The sequence below is a fragment of the Ruthenibacterium lactatiformans genome, from assembly GCF_000949455.1.
GTDB lineage: Bacteria > Bacillota > Clostridia > Oscillospirales > Ruminococcaceae > Ruthenibacterium > Ruthenibacterium lactatiformans.
On record NZ_JXXK01000003.1, the window covers coordinates 86,044 to 103,421 of the forward strand.

Below are 17,378 nucleotides of genomic sequence, written 5' to 3' on the forward strand. Positions count from 1 at the left end.
TGCGGTTCTATTTTTATAGAAAAGGAGCCTGTCCCATGTACGATGTAACGACCGCGAAGCTGTTCCTGCTGGATATGGACGGCACGTTTTATCTGGATGATACGCTGCTGCCCGGCGCGCTGGAGTTTCTGGCACTGTGCCGCGCCACCGGACGGCAGTTTGCGTTTTTAACGAACAATTCCTCCAAAAGCAAGGCAGACTATCTTGCGAAGCTCACGCGCCTGGGCGCGGACGTTACCGAACATGACATTTTCACTTCCGGTGATGCAACGCTGCTGTATTTGGCGGAAAACGGGTTTTCCAAAGATATCCTGCTCATCGGCACGCCCAGTCTGGAGGCGCAGTTCGCGGCGGAAGGCTACACAGTGCGGGCTGCGAAGCCCCGCGCCGTGGTGCTGGGCTTCGACACCACCATCACCTATGATAAACTGAGGCTGCTGTGTGACGCTGTGCGCGCCGGCCTGCCCTACATTGCGACACACCCGGATTACAACTGCCCGGTCGCAGGAGGCTTTATCCCGGACATCGGTGCGGTGATCGCCTTTGTAAAAGCAAGCACCGGGCGGGACCCGGATGCCGTCATCGGGAAGCCAAATGCCTACATCGCCCGCGCCGCTGCACACAAATACGGCGTTTCTCTGGAAGACGTATGCATGGTGGGCGACCGCCTTTACACCGATATTGCACTGGGCGCCTGCGGCTGCGGCACCGCGCTGGTGCTGTGCGGTGAAACAACGCCGGAGGCGCTGGCCGCAGGCAGCGTCACGCCCGGCGTCGTGTGCGCCGATTTGGCCGCGTTGGGCAGACTGCTGTAGCCGGTGCGGTCCAATATACCACCGGGAGGACTGCTGTCATGGAATACGCGCAGCGCATCGGCGCACGCATCGCGCGCCTGCGCACGGAAAAGCATCTTACACAGGGACAGCTTGCCCAGGCCGCAGGCGTGCCGCGCGACGCGCTCGCCCGCTGGGAAGCCGGCGGCGGGCTGCCGGGCAGAGCTGAGCTGACGGCTCTGGCCCGGCCGCTCGGCACGACGGCGGCGGCACTTCTGAACGCGGACGAAGACGAACCGGACGAAGCGCCCGTCGGCTTCCTTACATTTCCGCGTACCGAGCAGGCATGGCGCGCCCAAGCCCGCTGTATGCGCGGCAGCGGGCCGCGCACGGCCTATGCGCTGGCGGCGCTGTGCTGTACCGTCTGCGCTGCTTTGAGCCGCGCCTGGCTGTTCGGCTCCGTGCGTATGGCCTGCACCGGCTTTTTTCTGGCCGCGGCTGCATTTTGTCTGTGGGGCTGTGCGGACGGCCCGCTGCGGCTGCGGCTGCGGGCCGCCTGCAAAGGAGATTTTGCGGCCGTTCAGGCAGCCGTATACCCCACCCACTGCCGCTGGCATCAAAACGGAGAGCCTTACCGGCTGGAGCACGCCGACTTGATGGGTGCCTGGGAACTGCCCGACGGGTTCGTGCTTCAATGGGAAGGCCCTCCCCTCTTTGTCCACCATAGCGACGCACAAGCTGTGCGGTATATCCTTTCCCGCTCCTACGGCGTGCCGTACCGCGTCCTCAGGCCCCGGCGGGAGCCGTTTTGGGCACTGTGTGCCTGTACGGCGGGCCTGGCAATCTCCCTCTGGCTGAGCGGCGGCGGTCTGCGGCTCCTGCGGCAGAGCTTCGCCCCCTCCGCACCGCTGCCGGATGCTCCGCAGTCTGCCGCCGTACCGGATTTTTCCAGCACAAACGGCCCTTGCTTTGCCGCCGCGGACGGAGGCGTTTGGTTCACGGCGGGGCACGGCTCCGCTGTTTCGCCGGAAACGACCCGTGCTCTCTTTACCGGGGCAGGCCGCATTTTGGCCGCTGAAACCGGCTCCAAGGTGCAGGCTGTACTGTATGCGTCCGGCCCGCTGGATTGCAGTGTCCGTGTCACGCCGGACGAAGGCGTCACATGGTTCGGTCAGTCCCTCACCGCGCTGGACCGTCCTGTCGAATACGCAAAGCTGGAGTTTCTGACACCGGAGCTGGGCTTTGCAGCGGTGGGCACGCAGCATTCCCCGGGCGGCGGCGAGGAAAAATATGCTTTTTTCACCCATAACGGCGGGCAAAGCTGGACGGCATTCGGCGTCCTGCCGCACTTCGGCACCTCCCACATCCTCAGCGGTTTTTCCATGACGCCGAACGGCACGGCGTTTCTCACTCTTGCCACAGGTCCAGAGGAAAACTGGCCCCTGCTCTACTGCAGTGCAGACAGCGGAGTCTCCTGGCAGACGGCGGAGCTGCCCTGGGATGACTGCGCGCTTGCATACCTGAACCACCTGTCCCGCGCAGAGCAGCGGCCCGAGGGCTTTTATGTTCTTCTGACGCAGCTGCCGTACAGCGGCGGGAACGCCGCCTTTTTCGCCCCAACGGCGCAAGGGCCGTGGAGCTATGCCGGAGATGCCATCCCAGATGCATGATCCACGCCTGCAAAGGGACGGGCCTCGTGCCGGATGCATCAACCGCATCAGCACGAGGCCCTTTTTTCAGGCAATGCTCCCGCCTGTTATTTCAGTGTTTTTTCCAGATTGGCCATGATGTCTGCCGCACCCTCGCTCATCACAAGTACGATTTCTCCGCCGGGCAGCGTTTTGATCAGCGCGCCCTTGGCAACCTCGTACTGGTCGGCCAGATAGTTTTCAAACGACTTGCGCTGCAGCGAAACATAGCTTTCCACCGCAGCCTGCACGGCTTCGGCCTGGCCTTCGGCAGGCTTGAACACACCGATGGCGTAGGCCCGCACATTCATCATCGACATGCTGAAGGCGTACGCGTCCAGCGTTGCGGGATCGATGCCCATGGTGTCCAGCATCATCTGGATGCTGGACGCCGCATCCTCGGCGGACACATCGTTGGGATTCACGGCCAGCATTGGCTCACCGCCCGCGTCGCCGCAGGCGATCTCGGAATACTCATTGTCCTCGGCCGGACGCGCGTCACGGATGGCATAGGCGTAGCGCTGGCCCTCGCTCATCGTGTCCCCGGCCCCGCCGGACGAAACGGACGCGGAACCCGAAACGGAACCCGAGCCGGAGGCGGCAGGCGTAGATACGGCAGAGGAACTGCCGGAATTCGTGCCCGGCAGCTTTGGCCCGCAGGCGGCAAGGGCAAGGCAGAGCGCGGCGGCAAGCGCCAGCGCGGAAATACGGTACAGTCGGTTCATGTTTGTTTCTCCTTACAGTTTGTAATACTGGCAAAGGCGGCCGCACACCAGGCGGCCTTTGCTATGAAGTATACCCCGCAGCCCTGCCAAAAATTGCACGCGGGGCAAAATTTCTCTAAAAAAGGCAAAAAAGGGGCGCAAAAGCGCCCCATACCGGCCAGGCCGCGGGTTCTTTCACTTATACTTCGGCGCGGGGTGATAAAATTCGAAAATCACCGCGTCGTTTTCCGCTTCTTTCGCGTTTATATCGTCTTCGGGGCGCACGGTCCAGCATACGCGGATGGCGCCCATTGCCTCCGCCAGACGGGCGGTCCATGGCTTTTTGCCGGGGCCATAAGCGATAAACTGCGGGCGCGCCAGCACGTTGGTGAACAGGCAGCCCAATGCGAATGCCAGCGGCTTCGGCTCATCCCGAAACGAGGCGGGCGCGTCGGAAAGCTGTCCCCGCAGCACATCCTTCGCATTTTTCCGGAACCAGCGCACGATGCGCGGGTCAAAGCTCTCGATGCAGTAGGGGCCGTTGTACGCGCGCATCAGCGCCAGCCCCTTTTCGCAAAGCTCGTCGTTGCGCCGCCCCGTCTTGAGTTCAATGATCATGGGCGTTCTGCCGCCCATCACTTCAAACACCTCCGTCAGCAGGGGGATCGTCTCCTGTGTGCCGCACAGACGCATCCCGCGCAGCTCCTCGAATGTAAATTCGTCCACACGGCCGTGCACGCCGCACACACGGTCCAGCGTGTCGTCGTGGAACACCACGACCTGCCCGTCCCTGGAGAGCTGGATATCCAGCTCCACGCCGTAGCCGGCCTCCGCCGCCGTGCGGAACGCGGGCAGGCTGTTCTCCGGCACCGTCTTATCCTTCGTATGCAAGCCCCGGTGCGCGTGATTTACGCCGTACACCAGCTGCTTTTGCGCCTCGCCGTAGCGGCCCGGCCGCAGAAAAAGCCACAGCAGAACGATGCACACGGCCAGAACCCACAAAAATACCGCCATTCAAGATCATCCCATTTCCCGGCGCATACGCGCCGCGTGATCCGGCCCTGCAGGCAGGGGCCTCCGGGGAGGCGCACCGGTCCTATCTGCCATTTTACCGCGCTCCGCCCGCGCCGTCAATCGGCAGGGACGCATGCGTAAAACATTTTCACAAATTTGACATATCGGCGCTGTAATATGCTACTATAAGAAAAACGAAAAAACCATCTGCTGCCGAAAACGAGGTGTTTGTTATGGCAAAAATTTTGATCGTAGACGACGAGCCGCGCATCCGCGAGCTGATCCGCGAGCATTTGGAGCACGAAGGCTTCCAGTGCGAAGAGGCCACCGACGGCTCCGCCGCGCTGGCGGCGCTGGCCGCCTCCGGAGCGGACCTTGTGATATTGGACATCATGATGCCGTTTGTGGACGGTATGACCTGCCTGCGCGAGATGCGCAAGCGCAAAATCGACACGCCCGTCATCATGCTGACGGCACGCGGCGAGGAATACGACAAGCTTGCGGGCCTGGAGGGCGGCGCGGACGATTATGTGGTAAAGCCGTTCAGCCCGCGGGAGCTGGTGGCCCGCGTAAAGGTGGTCCTGGCGCGCACCATGCCCAAAACGCAGGAGGGCGGCGAAAGCTTTGTATTCGGGGACCTTGTCATAGACACTGCCTCCCACAGCGTGAAGATCGCCGGGGAGGAAGCTCCCCTTACGCCCAAGGAATTCGATCTTCTGGTGTTCCTTGTATCCAATAAGGGCTTGGCGCTTTCCCGGGAAAAGATTTTGCAAAAGGTGTGGAACTACGACTATTACGGCGAGGACCGCACCGTGGATACCCATGTCAAAATGCTGCGCAGCCACCTGGGCAAATACCGCGACAACATCGTGACGGTATGGGGCATCGGCTATAAATTTGACCCCGATGTGAGGCCCGGAAAATGAAGCAGGACAAGCGCCCCGCGGGCGCGGCCGTAAAAAAGCGGCGTTTTTTCAACAGGATCAGCCGCAAGCTGATGCTGTTTGTTGTGCTGATGAGCATGGTGCTGCTGGCGCTGGTGTGGCTGCTGAGCGTAAAGCTGCTGGAGCCCATGTACAACCGGCGCGTGCTCGCGGATCTGAACCATGCGGCGGACGTCTATTCCGCCATCATTGAAAAATACGGCAAATTCGAGAGCTTCGACAAGAGCGGCGGCGTTCATATTCCCTCAGACATGATGGAGGAGATCATGGACAACCGGGGGCTGCTGGCCGGAAAATGCTTTGAGGTAGCCGGAACAGACTGCAAGGTCCTGCTGCATCTTCACCAGCTGCAGTCCGACCAGTGCCTGCTGCATCCCAATCCGCTGAGCCAGCTTATGGAATATTCAGAGCCGCAGTGGAACAGCACCGCAGCCGTCAACCTGCGGGCCACGACCTTCGTACTGGGAGACCTGAACTTTACTCTGCCGGACTCCCGCATCCTGCCCGGCCTGGAAAGCACCTCCGGCACCCGGCAGATGGTGGTGTGCCGCAACATCAACAACCAGTATTCTCTCATCCTCTCCACAGACCTGGAGCGTGTGGGCCAGGCCGCCGACGTCATCAGTGCGCAAATGCCCATCATTGCCGCCGTGCTGCTCATCGTCAGTATTGCGGGTGCTTATGTATTCAGCCGCTGGTTCACAAAACCCATCTCGGCCATTTCCCGCGCCGCGCGGGAGATGGCACGCGGCAATTACAAGGTGCGCGTCACGCCCCAGGCGGATGACGAGCTGGGCGCGTTGGCCGGGGATTTCAACACCATGGCCCGGGAGGTGGGCCGCACCTCGGAGCTGCAGCGGGACCTCATCGCCAATGTCAGCCACGACCTGCGCACGCCGCTGACGCTCATCAAGGGCTATGCCGAGACGGTACGCGACCTGACGGGCGACAACAAGGAAAAGCGGGACGAACAGCTCTCGGTCATCGTGGACGAGACCGACCGCCTCTCCGGCCTTGTGAACAGCGTGATGGAGCTTTCCAAATATTCCTCCGGCACCGAAAAGCTCAATCCCGTCCAGTTCGACCTGGCACAGCTGTGCGACGAAGTGGCCTACCGCTACCAGAATATCTGTGAGCAGAGCGGCTACACCCTCACGGTAGATGCTGCCGGCCCCTGTACCGTAACGGCAGACCCGGACATGATGAGCCGTGTGGTGCACAATCTGCTGGCGAACGCCATCCATCATATCGGGCCGGACGGCTGTGTGGCGCTGCGCGTAAAATCGCAGCCGGACGCCGCCGTGCGGGTAGAGATTGAGGACCACGGCGCGGGCATTGCCCGGGAAGATCTTCCCTATATCTTTGACAAATACTACCGCTCCCGCGCGGACGCCGGCAAGGTCGGCACAGGGCTGGGGCTTTCCATCACAAAGGCCATCCTCATCAACCACGGCTTTCCCTTCGGTGTGGACAGCGAACCCGGCAAGGGCAGCATTTTCTGGTTCGTCGCTCATTGAGCCGGATATTTTTCTCTGTAAAAAAGGGACCTCCCGCACCTGCGGGAGGTCCCTTTTATTTGTAGAAAAACCACCGGCTATGCCGGTGGTACGGAAAAGCTTAAGCTATGAAAAGAAACTCCTTCCAGTAAAATGGCAGTGCGGTCTGGCAACTGCACGAACCAACAGAAGGAGGCCATTCAGTGAATGACAATAATAGTTTAGCGCATACAAAAGTACAGTTTACAAGGGTCTACACAGGGTAGGTATCTGACGGGAGGGGTTCCGCCCGTCAGATTTTCCATGTGATGTTCAAACTGTCGCTTGTGGCGGCTATGATGGTAATCATCAAGTCCATCACCCGCCGCTTGTCGTCAAAGGATACATTCTCCCAGGTGTCGAGGTAGCCGTAAATCTGGCTGACCTGTTCCAGCAGTTAGCGAAGAAGATGATTAAGCAGGTGGGAAAGTAATCATAAAGAGTAAAGAGAAAAAAGGAAATAAAATTCACGTTGTCCGCAAAAAGAGAGTGTGATATAATGTGGTTAGCTAAAGATAACTATGAAAGGAGCATTGTGTATGTCTTTTTTTCAAAATACTTGTAAGCCCAAAGGGATTGGCGGCAAAATTATGGTTAATATGATGAATACCGGACATTCATCTATGGCTGAATGGGGATTTACGCATATAGAAATTAGAAATAATTACATATGTCTGGATATTGGGTGTGGCGGTGGAGCAAATGTAAAAAAGCTATTGGCAAAAACTCCATACGGCAAAGTGACAGGTATTGATTATTCAGAAATTAGTGTAATAAAATCCCAAAAAATCAATAAGGCAGAAATAGAAAATAGGCGTTGCGAAATCTTGCAAGGTAATGTAATGAAACTTCCTTTCGGAAATGAAACTTTTGATATAATTACTGCGTTTGAAACAATATATTTTTGGCCTGATATTAATGAGGCATTTAAGCAAGTATATCGAGTTTTGAAAGGCAGCGGAACTTTTATGATTTGCAACGAATCAAATGGCGAAAATTCCAAAGAAGAAAAGTGGACTAAGATTATACAAGGAATGAAAATATACAATTCTGGACAAGTCAAAAAATCTTTAGAGGGTGCTGGTTTTACAGACATAAAAATACACAAAAATGAAAAAGGCTGGCTCTGCGTAGTTTGTAAAAAAGATAAAGATGTAAATTAACTATTGTTTTCTCAATAGCAAAGACAGCCGGGAAAGCCCTAAAATGGCTTCCCGCCCATTTCAATTTTGAAAAAAGAAACGCTCCAAAATCAGAAAGAGGGCGGCCAAGTACTTCGGAGGATTGGCCGCCTTGTCCACCCATTCAGCGGGACGGTGGGCGGCGGTCAAGGCCGGGTGTAAACTCGTTCATTTCAGCCCTGACGCTTGCCCGCTGTCCTGCTACTTTTCTGGGAATGTGGCCACACTTCGGGACACTTTGTCCACAAGTCGGAGCGTAGGTCGAGGGACAGGGGCTTTCATATACGCCCTGTCTGCTGATGAAACCAGACCTGCGCTTGCGGCTCCACGCCACGCAAGCACAGCCCTGTTTTCCTGCCGCTTCAAATGCCCTTGCCCTCCCCGGCGGCAACGGCATTTTCACGGCAACGCCGACAGAGCGTATAACACACTACACTTTGCTACGCAAAGTCGTGTGCCAAAGGGGTACCCTTTGGAAACCCCAAACAACAAAACAGGCTGAATATCTCGCACTTTCCCGGTGCTTGATACTCAGCCTGTATTTGTTGTCAGCAGCCTCCGTTTCGTGGTCTGCGTGTAGTTCTTTGTAAACTGACCTAAATGGAATTGCAAATACCACATTGTGTTTGCGCCGAAATATCGGCGCAAACTGTTCTACGGAGAAAATCGAAAAGAGATAGGAGGGATTTTGAGACAGCTCAGTGAATGGAAAGGAGTAAAAATAGTAGAAGCAGAAGTGTGCCCGGATCACATCCACATGCTGGTAGAAATCCCACCGAAAATGAGTGTGGCGGGATACATAGGATTTCTCAAGGGGAAAAGCAGTTTGATGATTTTTCAACGACACGGGAATCTGAAGTACAAATATGGGAATCGATCATTCTGGTGCAGAGGGTACTACGTGGACACCGCAGGAAAGAATACGAAAAAGATCGCGGAATACATTCAAAATCAGTTGAAAGAAGATCAACTTACAGATCAGATGACGTTAAAGGAATACATGGACCCGCTTGCGGGTAACAAGTAACAATCCTATGCAAGTGTCAGACCGTTATGCGCCTTGAGGCGCTGCCTGTATCATAGGGCTTTGCCCGCATCTGAAATACCCCCGGCTTCGCCGGGGGATATTTATTTCCATTAAAATGCCCATTCTCCGTTTTCAAAGATCTTCACGTTCTCTCCCGTTCTGGTGGTACCCGTAATGGTCATATCCGGCGCGCCCACCATCACGTCCTCGTGGATGATGCTGTCGTTCACACCGTGGGCCAACAGTTCCTGCTTCGTCATGGCCGTACCGCCCTTTACAGTGCCGGGGTAACCCTTACCGAAGGCGATGTGGCAGGCCGCGTTCTCGTCGAACAGCGTATTGTAGAACAAAATGCCCCGCCGGTTGATGGGGCTGGACGCCGGCACCAGCGCGATCTCGCCGATGCGGCGGGAGCCTTCATCGGTGTCCAGCAGCTGGCCCAGCAGCGCCTCGCCGCTTTGGGCCGAATGCTCCACCACTTCGCCGTCCTTGAAGGTGACGGAAAAGCCCTCAATGAGGTTGCCGTTGTACACATAGGGCTTGGTGCCCTTTACAACGCCGTTTACGCGCAGACGGTGCGGCGCGGTGAACACTTCCTCGGTGGGGATATTTGCGATGAATGTGTAGCCCTCGGGCGTACGGCTTTGAGCGCCCTCCCACACATGCCCGTCCGCAAGGCCGATGGTGAGGTCTGTGCCGTTGGCGCTCTGCAGCCGGATGCTGTCCAGATCCAGCGCATTCATGCGGTCGCGCCAGGCGGTCATTTTTTTCACATGCGCCTGCCACTCGGACACCACATTGCCGTTTTTCACGCGGCACACGTCGAAGATAGCGTCCCAAAGCATTTCCTGAGCCTCATCCTCCGCCGCGCCGGGAAATACCTTTCCCGCCCACGCGGCGCTTGGGATCGCCACGATGCTCCACTGCACCTTGTCGCTCATGGTATAGCTGCGCCACTCCTCCTGCGCCTTCATAGCCGCCTGGTTTGCGCGGTCGATCTTTTCCATATCAAGCCCCTTGTAGATCTCCGGGTCCCGCGCGGAAATGGACAGCATGCACGCGCCTCCCTCACTCTCCACATAATCGAGATAGCTGCGCTGGAGCCAGGGCTTCACATCCTCCAATACCTCCACGGCGGTATTCTCCATTTTAATGCGGGACAGCTTTTCGTCCGAATAGTGCACCACCACTTCCTTCGCGCCCGCAGCGTAGGCCGCCTCGGCACAGGCCCGGGCGAAAAACGCCCCCTCGATGGGCGCACGGATGATGAGCGTCTGCCCCGGCTGGGGGTTGACGCCGATCTTTACGGCAAATTCCGCATACTGCTTCACCAAATTTATATCCATTTTCATTTTCTCCAAATCATCAGGATTTCCGCGCGCCGCGCGGCGGTCTGCTTCGTTATATGCTTTGCTCCAGCCGGGTGAAAAATTCCACCGTCTTGGCAATCTCACGCACCGGGATACGCTCGTCGTTGTTGTGGATCAGCCCCCGCTGCTCCTTGGAGAGCGCCATGGCGCTGAACTTGTATACGTCCCGGCAGATGGCGCTGAAATGACGGCTGTCGGAGCAGGCCATCATCAGGTACGGTGAGACGATGCTGCCCTGCCATGTGTCGCCCACTGCCTTGGCCAGCGTCTCCCAGTTCGCATCCTCCGCGGAGGCATACGGGCTGGCATTCTGAGCGTATGTTACCTTGACCTCCACCTTATCGTTGCGAATGACGTCTTTCAGGTGCTGCGCCGCACTTTCCGGCGTATCCAGATTGACAAGCCGCAGGTTGACGCCCGCCGACGCCTCTGTGGGCAGCACGTTGATCTGCTTGGACCCCTGCGCCGTGGTGAACGCCATGGTGGTGCGCATCATCGCGCCCAGCTCGCCGCCCAGCCTGCCCGCCAGAAGCGGCAGCAGAGGCCCAAACAGCCACAGATTCGCAAATACCAGCCGCAGGCCGAAAGGCGCATACGGCCCCACGTTTTGGAACAGCGCGCGCACGGGCGCCGTCAGATGCGCCTTGAACTGGTGTTTTTCGCAATCGGCCACGGCCCGGCACAGCATGCCCAGCGTGGAGGGCACGGCCGGCGTGCTGGCATGGCCGCCGGCGGCACGCGCCGTCAGCTCCACATTCATAAAGCCTTTTTCTCCGATGCCCACCACCGCGATGGGCTGCTTGACGCCGGGGAATACGCCGTCTACAACGGCGCCGCCTTCATCCACCACCATTGCGGGCCTGACGCCCCGCTCCTTCAAATATTCCACGATGGCCGGTGCGCTCGGCCCGCTCACTTCCTCGTCGCCTGAGAAAGAAAAGTACACGTCGTTCCGGGGCACAAAGCCCTCGCTCATCAGCCGTTCGGCCGCCTCCAGAATGCCCAGCAGCGTGATTTTCGTGTCCAGCGTACCGCGCCCCCACAGCTCGCCGTCAAACACCTCGCCGCAGAAAGGCGGATGCTTCCACCCCGCTTCGTCTACAGGCACCACGTCATAGTGCGCCATCAGGACAACGGGAGCGGCGCTGCTTTTTCCTTTCCAGTGAAACAGCATGCCCGTATGGGCGATGCGCACGGGCGGGCACATCTCATGTACGCGGGGGTACAATTCCCGCAGCTTCTCACGGAAGCCTTCAAACTGTGTTTCATCAAACTTTTCCGCATCATAATTGGACACCGTCGGGATGCGCACCAGCTGCGCCAGGCGCTGTACAGCCCCCTCTGTGTCCACGGCGACGGGCGTGGGCGCCGCCCCAGCCCCCGCCTCCGGTTTGAACCGGGCCGCACGGATGCACAACACGGCGCACAACGCCAGCACAGCCGCAAGTATGAGCCAGCCGATCATAAAAACTCCTCCGTTCTGTTGGATATGGCTTGTTTTCATCATACCACAAGCAGGCAAAAAAAGGAAGCGGACGCCCCCTGGGACGTCCGCTTTGCATGTGGTTTTAAAACTCGATCTTTTTCTCGATATAAGCGCGCAGATCCTCGATCTTCACACGCTCCTGCTGCATGGTGTCGCGGTCGCGCACGGTCACACAGCCGTCGGCGGCCGTCTTGTCGTCGCCCACGGTCTCAAAGTCGATGGTGATGCACAGCGGCGTGCCGATCTCATCCTGGCGGCGGTAACGCTTTCCGATGGAGCCGGTCTCATCATAATCCACCATGAAATACTTCGCCAGCTCGGCGCGCACTTCCTCGGCCTTGGGGGCCAGCTTTTTCGAAAGCGGAAGCACGCACGCTTTGAAGGGCGCCAGCGCCGGATGCAGGCGCATCACCACGCGGGTGTCGTTTTTCCCGGCGTCCACCACTTCCTCGTCGTAGGCCTCGCAAAGGAACGCCAGCGCCACACGGTCCGCGCCCAGGGACGGCTCCACAACATAGGGGATATAGCGTTCATTGGTCTCCGGGTCAAAGTATTCAAGACTCTTGCCGCTGGCCTCCTGATGACGGCCCAGATCGTAATTGGTGCGGTCGGCAATGCCCCACAGCTCGCCCCAGCCAAACGGGAACAGATACTCAATGTCCGTCGTAGCCTTGGAATAGAAGGACAGCTCCTCCTTCTCATGGTCGCGCAGGCGCATGTTTTCCTCTTTCATGCCCAGGCTCAGCAGGAAGTTCTTGCAGTAATCCTTCCAATAGTAGAACCAGTCCAGATCGGTGTCCGGCTTGCAGAAGAACTCGCACTCCATCTGCTCGAACTCCCGGATGCGGAAAATAAAGTTGCCCGGCGTGATCTCGTTGCGGAAGGATTTGCCGATCTGGCACACGCCGAACGGCAGCTTGCGGCGCGTGGTGCGCTGGATATTGGCGTAGTTGACAAAGATGCCCTGCGCCGTTTCAGGCCGCAGATAGACCTCATTCTTGGCGTCTTCGGTAACGCCCATAAACGTCTTGAACATCAGGTTGAACTTGCGGATGTCGGTAAAATTTTTGCTGCCGCATTCCGGGCAGGCGATGCCATGCTCGCGGATATATTCCGTCATCTCGTCGAAGCTCATGCCTTCGGCGTGTCCGCCCGCGTCCTCGATGAGCTTGTCCGCGCGGTGACGGGCATGACAGTCCCGGCAGTCCATCAGCGGGTCGGAAAAGCCGCCCACATGGCCGGAGGTGACCCAGGTCTGCGGGTTCATCAGAATGGCGGAATCCAAGCCAACATTGTATTTGGATTCCTGCACGAACTTCTTCCACCAGGCCTTTTTGACATTGTTTTTAAACTCGACGCCAAGAGGGCCGTAATCCCAGCTGTTGGCCAGGCCGCCGTAGATCTCGCTGCCCGGATATACAAAGCCCCGGTTTTTGCACAGGGCGACGATCTGGTCCATGGTCTTTGCGCTGTTTTCCATCGTGACACACCTTTTCTTATAAATGATAGGAACAATAAGACATGGGTTTATTGTACGGCAGGCGGCGCGGTTCGTCAAGGGTTTGGCTTGACTTCGCGCGCATTGTGTCATATAATATTTTAGCTTGGATTCCTCGTGTAAGCGCCGTATCCGCCGCGCTGGCACGCAGACATCCGTGCCAAAACCGCATACCGGGGTGTAGCGCAGTTGGTAGCGCGCCTGCTTTGGGAGCAGGATGCCGGGAGTTCGAGTCTCCCCACTCCGACCAAAACACCACTAAAATCATAGATTTTAGTGGTGTTTTTCATAAAAAAGCGCAAAAGCTTTATGGTAAGGTCAAAAAACTTGCGGCGCGCCAAAGCACGATGAAAGGAGACGAACGTATGGCCTACAGCGAGCTGATCAAAAACTTTGAACGCATTCGGGACTATATGCGCGAATTCTATGTGTACGGTTTTAAAAGCCGCGATGAGTTCACGAAGAAAAGCGCCCGCTCCTATGATGACGAGCGCCGCCGCGTTGAAAGCTGGCTGGGTGATTATATGCGTTTTCGGCAGACCGCTGACGGCAAAAAGGTCTTTCTCTCCATCGACAGCCGCATTTCTCATCACAATCCGTTCTACAAGGCATGGAAAGCGAAAAGTTTTACCGATGGGGATATCACGCTTCATTTTCTGATCTTCGATGTTTTATCCGGTCCGGATATCGCGCTGCCGCTCAACGGCATCATGGATGAAATTGACCGGCGGCTTTCGTGCTTTGACGAGCCGAAAACATTCGATGCATCCACCGTCCGCAAAAAACTGAAGGAATACGCCGAGCAGGGCCTTATCTGTACAGATCGGTCCGCAAAAACATTGCTGTACCGCCGTGCGGCCACGGCTCAGCCTGCCTGTACAGATGCGCTTGACTTTTTTTCCGAGGTCGCCCCCTGCGGCGTGATCGGTTCTTTTTTGCTGGATAAAGCCGATTCCCATGAGGAACACTTTGTGTTCAAGCATCACTATATCACCGGGGCGCTGGACAGTGAGATTTTGTACAGATTGTTTGAGGCGATGCACAGAAAACAGTCCGTCCAAATCGAAACCGTCAACCGGCGCAGGGAGCGCACCGCCGCGCAGAAGGTTGTTCCCCTGCGCATTTTTATCAGTGTGCAGAACGGCCGCCAGTATCTGATGGCTTATGCTCCGCGGAACAAACGGATCGGCTCCATCCGGCTTGATAATATTCTGTCGATCCAGACGGCGGGAAATTGCGAAAGCTACGATACATACCGGCAGAAGCTTGACCAAATGCAGAAGCATATTTGGGGCGTCAGTACCGAAGGGGGATGCGCGCGGCTGGAGCAGGTGGAGTTTACCGTGCGGTATGATGACGGTGAAGCGTATATCCACCGCCGTCTGGAACGGGAAAAGCGCTGCGGACAGGTCGAGCGTGTCGACGCTCACACCAGCCGCTTTTCCGCCGACGTCTATGACGCGGGCGAGCTGGTGCCGTGGATCCGTACCTTTATCTGCCGCATTGTCAGCATTCATTTTTCCAATCAGGAGCTGGCGGCGCAGTTCAAAAGGGACATCGACGCAATGGCTCGCTTGTACGGGCTGAACGGAGGCGATGAAGCATGATTTTCAGCGAGCTTTACGGCGCTTACTACAACACAGTCGCGGCCGTTCTGCGCAAAGCGGTTCAGCGCCCGCTCACGAAGGAAGATCTGCGAACGGTTATCGAGCGCTGTGCGTTTTCAGAGAGCGTTTTATCCATCGAACCGGCGCTCACGAGCGAAAAATGGCAGCTGCTCCGGCCGGACGGCACAACGCCCCTCCTCCATCCGCCGACCATGCCGCTTACGGTGCTGCAAAAGCGGTGGCTGAAGGCGATTTCTCTTGACCCGCGCATCCGCCTGTTTGATTTTGACAGTTCCGGCCTTGAGGATGTGCCGCCGCTGTTCACGCCGGACGACATTTACATTTTTGACCGGTATGCGGACGGCGACCCATTTGAAGATGAGGTATACATACAAATCTTCCATCGGATACTGGACGCGATCAAAAAGCGGTATCCGCTCAGTATTGATGTAAAAAACCGCCGGGAGGCCCGCACACATCTGAACGTCATGCCGGAATATCTGGAGTATTCCGAAAAGGACGACAAGTTCCGCCTGGTCGCCTCCGGCTGCCGGTACGGAAAAACCATCAATCTTGGGCGGATTTTGTCCTGTAAGCCCTTTCGGGGAGAACGGTACGGGCGCCAAAGCATCTGTGCCGCCGCAAACAAACGCGTTGTGATCGAGCTGTATGACGGACGCAATGCCCTGGAACGGGTGCTGCTTCACTTTGCGCACTTTGAAAAAGAGGCGCAGCGGCTGGACGAAAAGCACTACCGCGTCACGATCAACTACCGGCAGGACGACGAGACAGAACTGGTGATTCGGGTGCTTTCTTTCGGCCCGTTTATTAAGGTAACTGAGCCGGAACGCTTTGTGGGACTGATCAAAAAACGGCTGGAAATGCAAAAAAGCTGCGGACTCTTTTGAGTTCGCAGCTTTTTTTCCGTGATAAGGCAGGAAAATTTTAGTATTCTATGGATGCAAGATGACCTTTGCGGGTGTTTGAATGTTCTTTCACCGCGGTGCGCGAGGAGGTTCCAAAGCGTATGCCGGTCAGGCTTGCGCGTGGCAGCCGCGAAAGCGGCGGGGTTCAACTCCCCTTTATATCGCAGGTTCGAATCCTGCCTTACATCCGTCAGGATGTATGCCAGTTGGTTTGGTCGCCGCGGGAAGCGGCAAGCAGGCGTACCTTCGGGTACGGATGAAAACAGGATTCGTTATCCGGCCAGAAATGCGCAGTGCATCTTTGGATGCAGCAAGCATTGCGGGCAATGCTTACCGGGCCCTGTCTGAAAACGGATACCGTGCAAAGGGCCAAACGGCCAGGAAGCAATTCTCCGCCGGTTGGCGCCATGCGCTGAAGGGTTCAGCCGCCGGGCAGGCATGGATGACGAATCACGAATTTAGACCCGAGGAGGTTTTTTATATGAAAAAGGTTATTATCAATGAGAATCAGAAGGGTTTCCTGTTTCATAACGGACGGTTTGTAAAGCTTCTGGGCGCAGGAAAGTATCCGTTGTTCGGCGCCCGGGAAATTGAGATCGTCTCTTTGAAGGAGCCTCTCATATCTGCAAAATGCGAACTGGACACCCTTCTCGCAAACAGCGAGGTCGCAAAACTGACCTCTGTCTGCGAAGTTGCGGACCAGCAGCTGGCGCTTCACTACACAAGCGGAAAATTCGACGGAGTGCTCCGCCGCGGCAAATACGCCTTCTGGTCTGTGCTGGAGCGTCACGAGTACCAGCTTGTGGATATCTCCACGCCCGAGGTTGCGGAGGATGTGCCGCAGTACATATTCGCAAAGCTTCCCACCACGGTTTATACAAAAGTGGAGGTGGCCCAGTATCAGAAAGCACGGCTGTACTTTGACCAGAAGTTGATCCGCATTTTGGACGCCGGCACCTATTACTTCTGGAAAAACAATATCCGGGTAGACGTGAACCTTGTGGACACGCGGCTCACCCGGATGGAGATCACCGGGCAGGAGATCATGACGCAGGATAAGGTCGGCCTTCGCATCAATTTTGTGTGCAATTACCGCATCACGGATTATGTGAAGATACTCACCGAAATCGACGACTATGCCGGGCAAATGCACGTTGCGGCGCAGCTCGCTCTTCGGGACTTTGTAGGGAAGCAGAAGCTGGACGACATTCTGGCGAATAAAGACGAGCTGTCAAGGTATGCCTTTGAGCGCCTTAAGGCAAAAGAGAACGAGTTCTTCGTGGAAATTATCGACGCGGGCGTGAAGGATATCATTCTTCCCGGCGAGATCCGCGACATCATGAATACAGTGCTGATCGCGGAAAAGCGGGCGCAGGCCAACGTCATCACCCGCCGGGAAGAGGTCGCCTCCACCCGCTCGCTGCTCAACACCGCAAAGCTGATGGAGGAAAACCCGACGCTCTACAGGCTCAAGGAGCTGGAGCACATTGAGCGCATCTGCGAGAATGTGGGCAATATCAACTTAAACGGAAACGGAGACGTTCTCTCTCAGCTTATGGGCCTGATGCATCCGGGAACAGCCTCCTGATATCCGGAGCCGGAGCGGTGAAAGCCGCATGTTCCGG

Annotated in this window: 13 protein-coding genes, 1 tRNA gene and 1 pseudogene; 10 read left to right on the forward strand and 5 right to left on the reverse strand. The window is 57.0% G+C overall.

The window, feature by feature from the left end:
- Positions 1-35 precede the first annotated feature (35 nt).
- On the forward strand, positions 36-815 hold the full coding sequence (locus TQ39_RS03710; RefSeq protein WP_050004609.1) for an HAD-IIA family hydrolase: 780 nt from the start codon (positions 36-38) through the stop codon (positions 813-815).
- 38 nt (positions 816-853) lie between these two features.
- Positions 854-2,443 carry a helix-turn-helix domain-containing protein gene (locus TQ39_RS03715; RefSeq protein ID WP_050004610.1) on the forward strand — a complete coding sequence of 530 codons (1,590 nt, stop codon included), beginning with the start codon at positions 854-856 and terminating at the stop codon, positions 2,441-2,443.
- 86 nt (positions 2,444-2,529) lie between these two features.
- On the opposite strand, the gene TQ39_RS03720 is transcribed toward TQ39_RS03715, so the two are convergent.
- Together TQ39_RS03720 and TQ39_RS03725 are read right to left on the reverse strand one after the other, a co-directional pair.
- Positions 2,530-3,186 carry a DUF4358 domain-containing protein gene (locus TQ39_RS03720; RefSeq protein ID WP_050004611.1) on the reverse strand — a complete coding sequence of 219 codons (657 nt, stop codon included), beginning with the start codon at positions 3,184-3,186 and terminating at the stop codon, positions 2,530-2,532.
- Between the two features lie 174 nt (positions 3,187-3,360).
- Positions 3,361-4,179, reverse strand: coding sequence for a glycerophosphodiester phosphodiesterase (locus tag TQ39_RS03725; RefSeq protein ID WP_050004612.1), 819 nt, complete (start codon positions 4,177-4,179; stop codon positions 3,361-3,363).
- Between the two features lie 233 nt (positions 4,180-4,412).
- Here TQ39_RS03725 and TQ39_RS03730 point away from each other — a divergent pair, with 233 nt between their 5' ends.
- From TQ39_RS03730 to tnpA, 4 genes and pseudogenes are all read left to right on the forward strand, one after another.
- Positions 4,413-5,105 (forward strand): response regulator transcription factor, encoded by a 693-nt coding sequence (locus tag TQ39_RS03730; RefSeq protein ID WP_009321837.1) that lies wholly within the window; start codon positions 4,413-4,415, stop codon positions 5,103-5,105.
- On the forward strand, positions 5,102-6,640 hold the full coding sequence (locus tag TQ39_RS03735) for a sensor histidine kinase (RefSeq protein WP_050004613.1): 1,539 nt from the start codon (positions 5,102-5,104) through the stop codon (positions 6,638-6,640). The genes TQ39_RS03730 and TQ39_RS03735 overlap by 4 nt, the downstream gene beginning before the upstream one ends.
- A gap of 557 nt (positions 6,641-7,197) precedes the next feature.
- Entirely contained in the window at positions 7,198-7,821 is a 624-nt protein-coding gene (locus TQ39_RS03740) for a class I SAM-dependent methyltransferase (protein WP_050004614.1), read from the forward strand.
- Between the two features lie 616 nt (positions 7,822-8,437).
- Positions 8,438-8,866, forward strand: a pseudogene (gene tnpA / locus TQ39_RS03745) (IS200/IS605 family transposase); the annotation flags it as partial.
- 110 nt (positions 8,867-8,976) lie between these two features.
- Here tnpA and TQ39_RS03750 read toward each other — a convergent pair.
- The 3 genes from TQ39_RS03750 to TQ39_RS03760 all read right to left on the reverse strand — a co-directional run bounded on the left by TQ39_RS03750 (position 8,977) and on the right by TQ39_RS03760 (position 13,202).
- Positions 8,977-10,212, reverse strand: coding sequence for an aminopeptidase (locus TQ39_RS03750; RefSeq protein ID WP_069955685.1), 1,236 nt, complete (start codon positions 10,210-10,212; stop codon positions 8,977-8,979).
- A 55-nt stretch (positions 10,213-10,267) separates the two neighbouring features.
- Positions 10,268-11,701 (reverse strand): M20 family peptidase, encoded by a 1,434-nt coding sequence (locus tag TQ39_RS03755; protein ID WP_050004616.1) that lies wholly within the window; start codon positions 11,699-11,701, stop codon positions 10,268-10,270.
- A 103-nt stretch (positions 11,702-11,804) separates the two neighbouring features.
- Entirely contained in the window at positions 11,805-13,202 is a 1,398-nt protein-coding gene (locus TQ39_RS03760; protein WP_050004617.1) for a glycine--tRNA ligase, read from the reverse strand.
- Between the two features lie 192 nt (positions 13,203-13,394).
- On the opposite strand from TQ39_RS03760, the gene TQ39_RS03765 reads away from it, so the two are divergent.
- The 4 genes from TQ39_RS03765 to TQ39_RS03780 all read left to right on the forward strand — a co-directional run bounded on the left by TQ39_RS03765 (position 13,395) and on the right by TQ39_RS03780 (position 17,341).
- Positions 13,395-13,470, forward strand: a tRNA-Pro gene (locus tag TQ39_RS03765).
- Between the two features lie 115 nt (positions 13,471-13,585).
- A complete protein-coding gene (locus TQ39_RS03770; RefSeq protein WP_167541520.1) occupies positions 13,586-14,827 on the forward strand; it encodes a WYL domain-containing protein in 1,242 nt (413 codons plus the stop codon).
- Positions 14,824-15,735, forward strand: coding sequence for a WYL domain-containing protein (locus tag TQ39_RS03775; RefSeq protein WP_009321828.1), 912 nt, complete (start codon positions 14,824-14,826; stop codon positions 15,733-15,735). The genes TQ39_RS03770 and TQ39_RS03775 overlap by 4 nt, the downstream gene beginning before the upstream one ends.
- 499 nt (positions 15,736-16,234) lie before the next feature.
- Positions 16,235-17,341 (forward strand): slipin family protein, encoded by a 1,107-nt coding sequence (locus TQ39_RS03780; protein ID WP_050004666.1) that lies wholly within the window; start codon positions 16,235-16,237, stop codon positions 17,339-17,341.
- Positions 17,342-17,378: the final 37 nt, after the last annotated feature.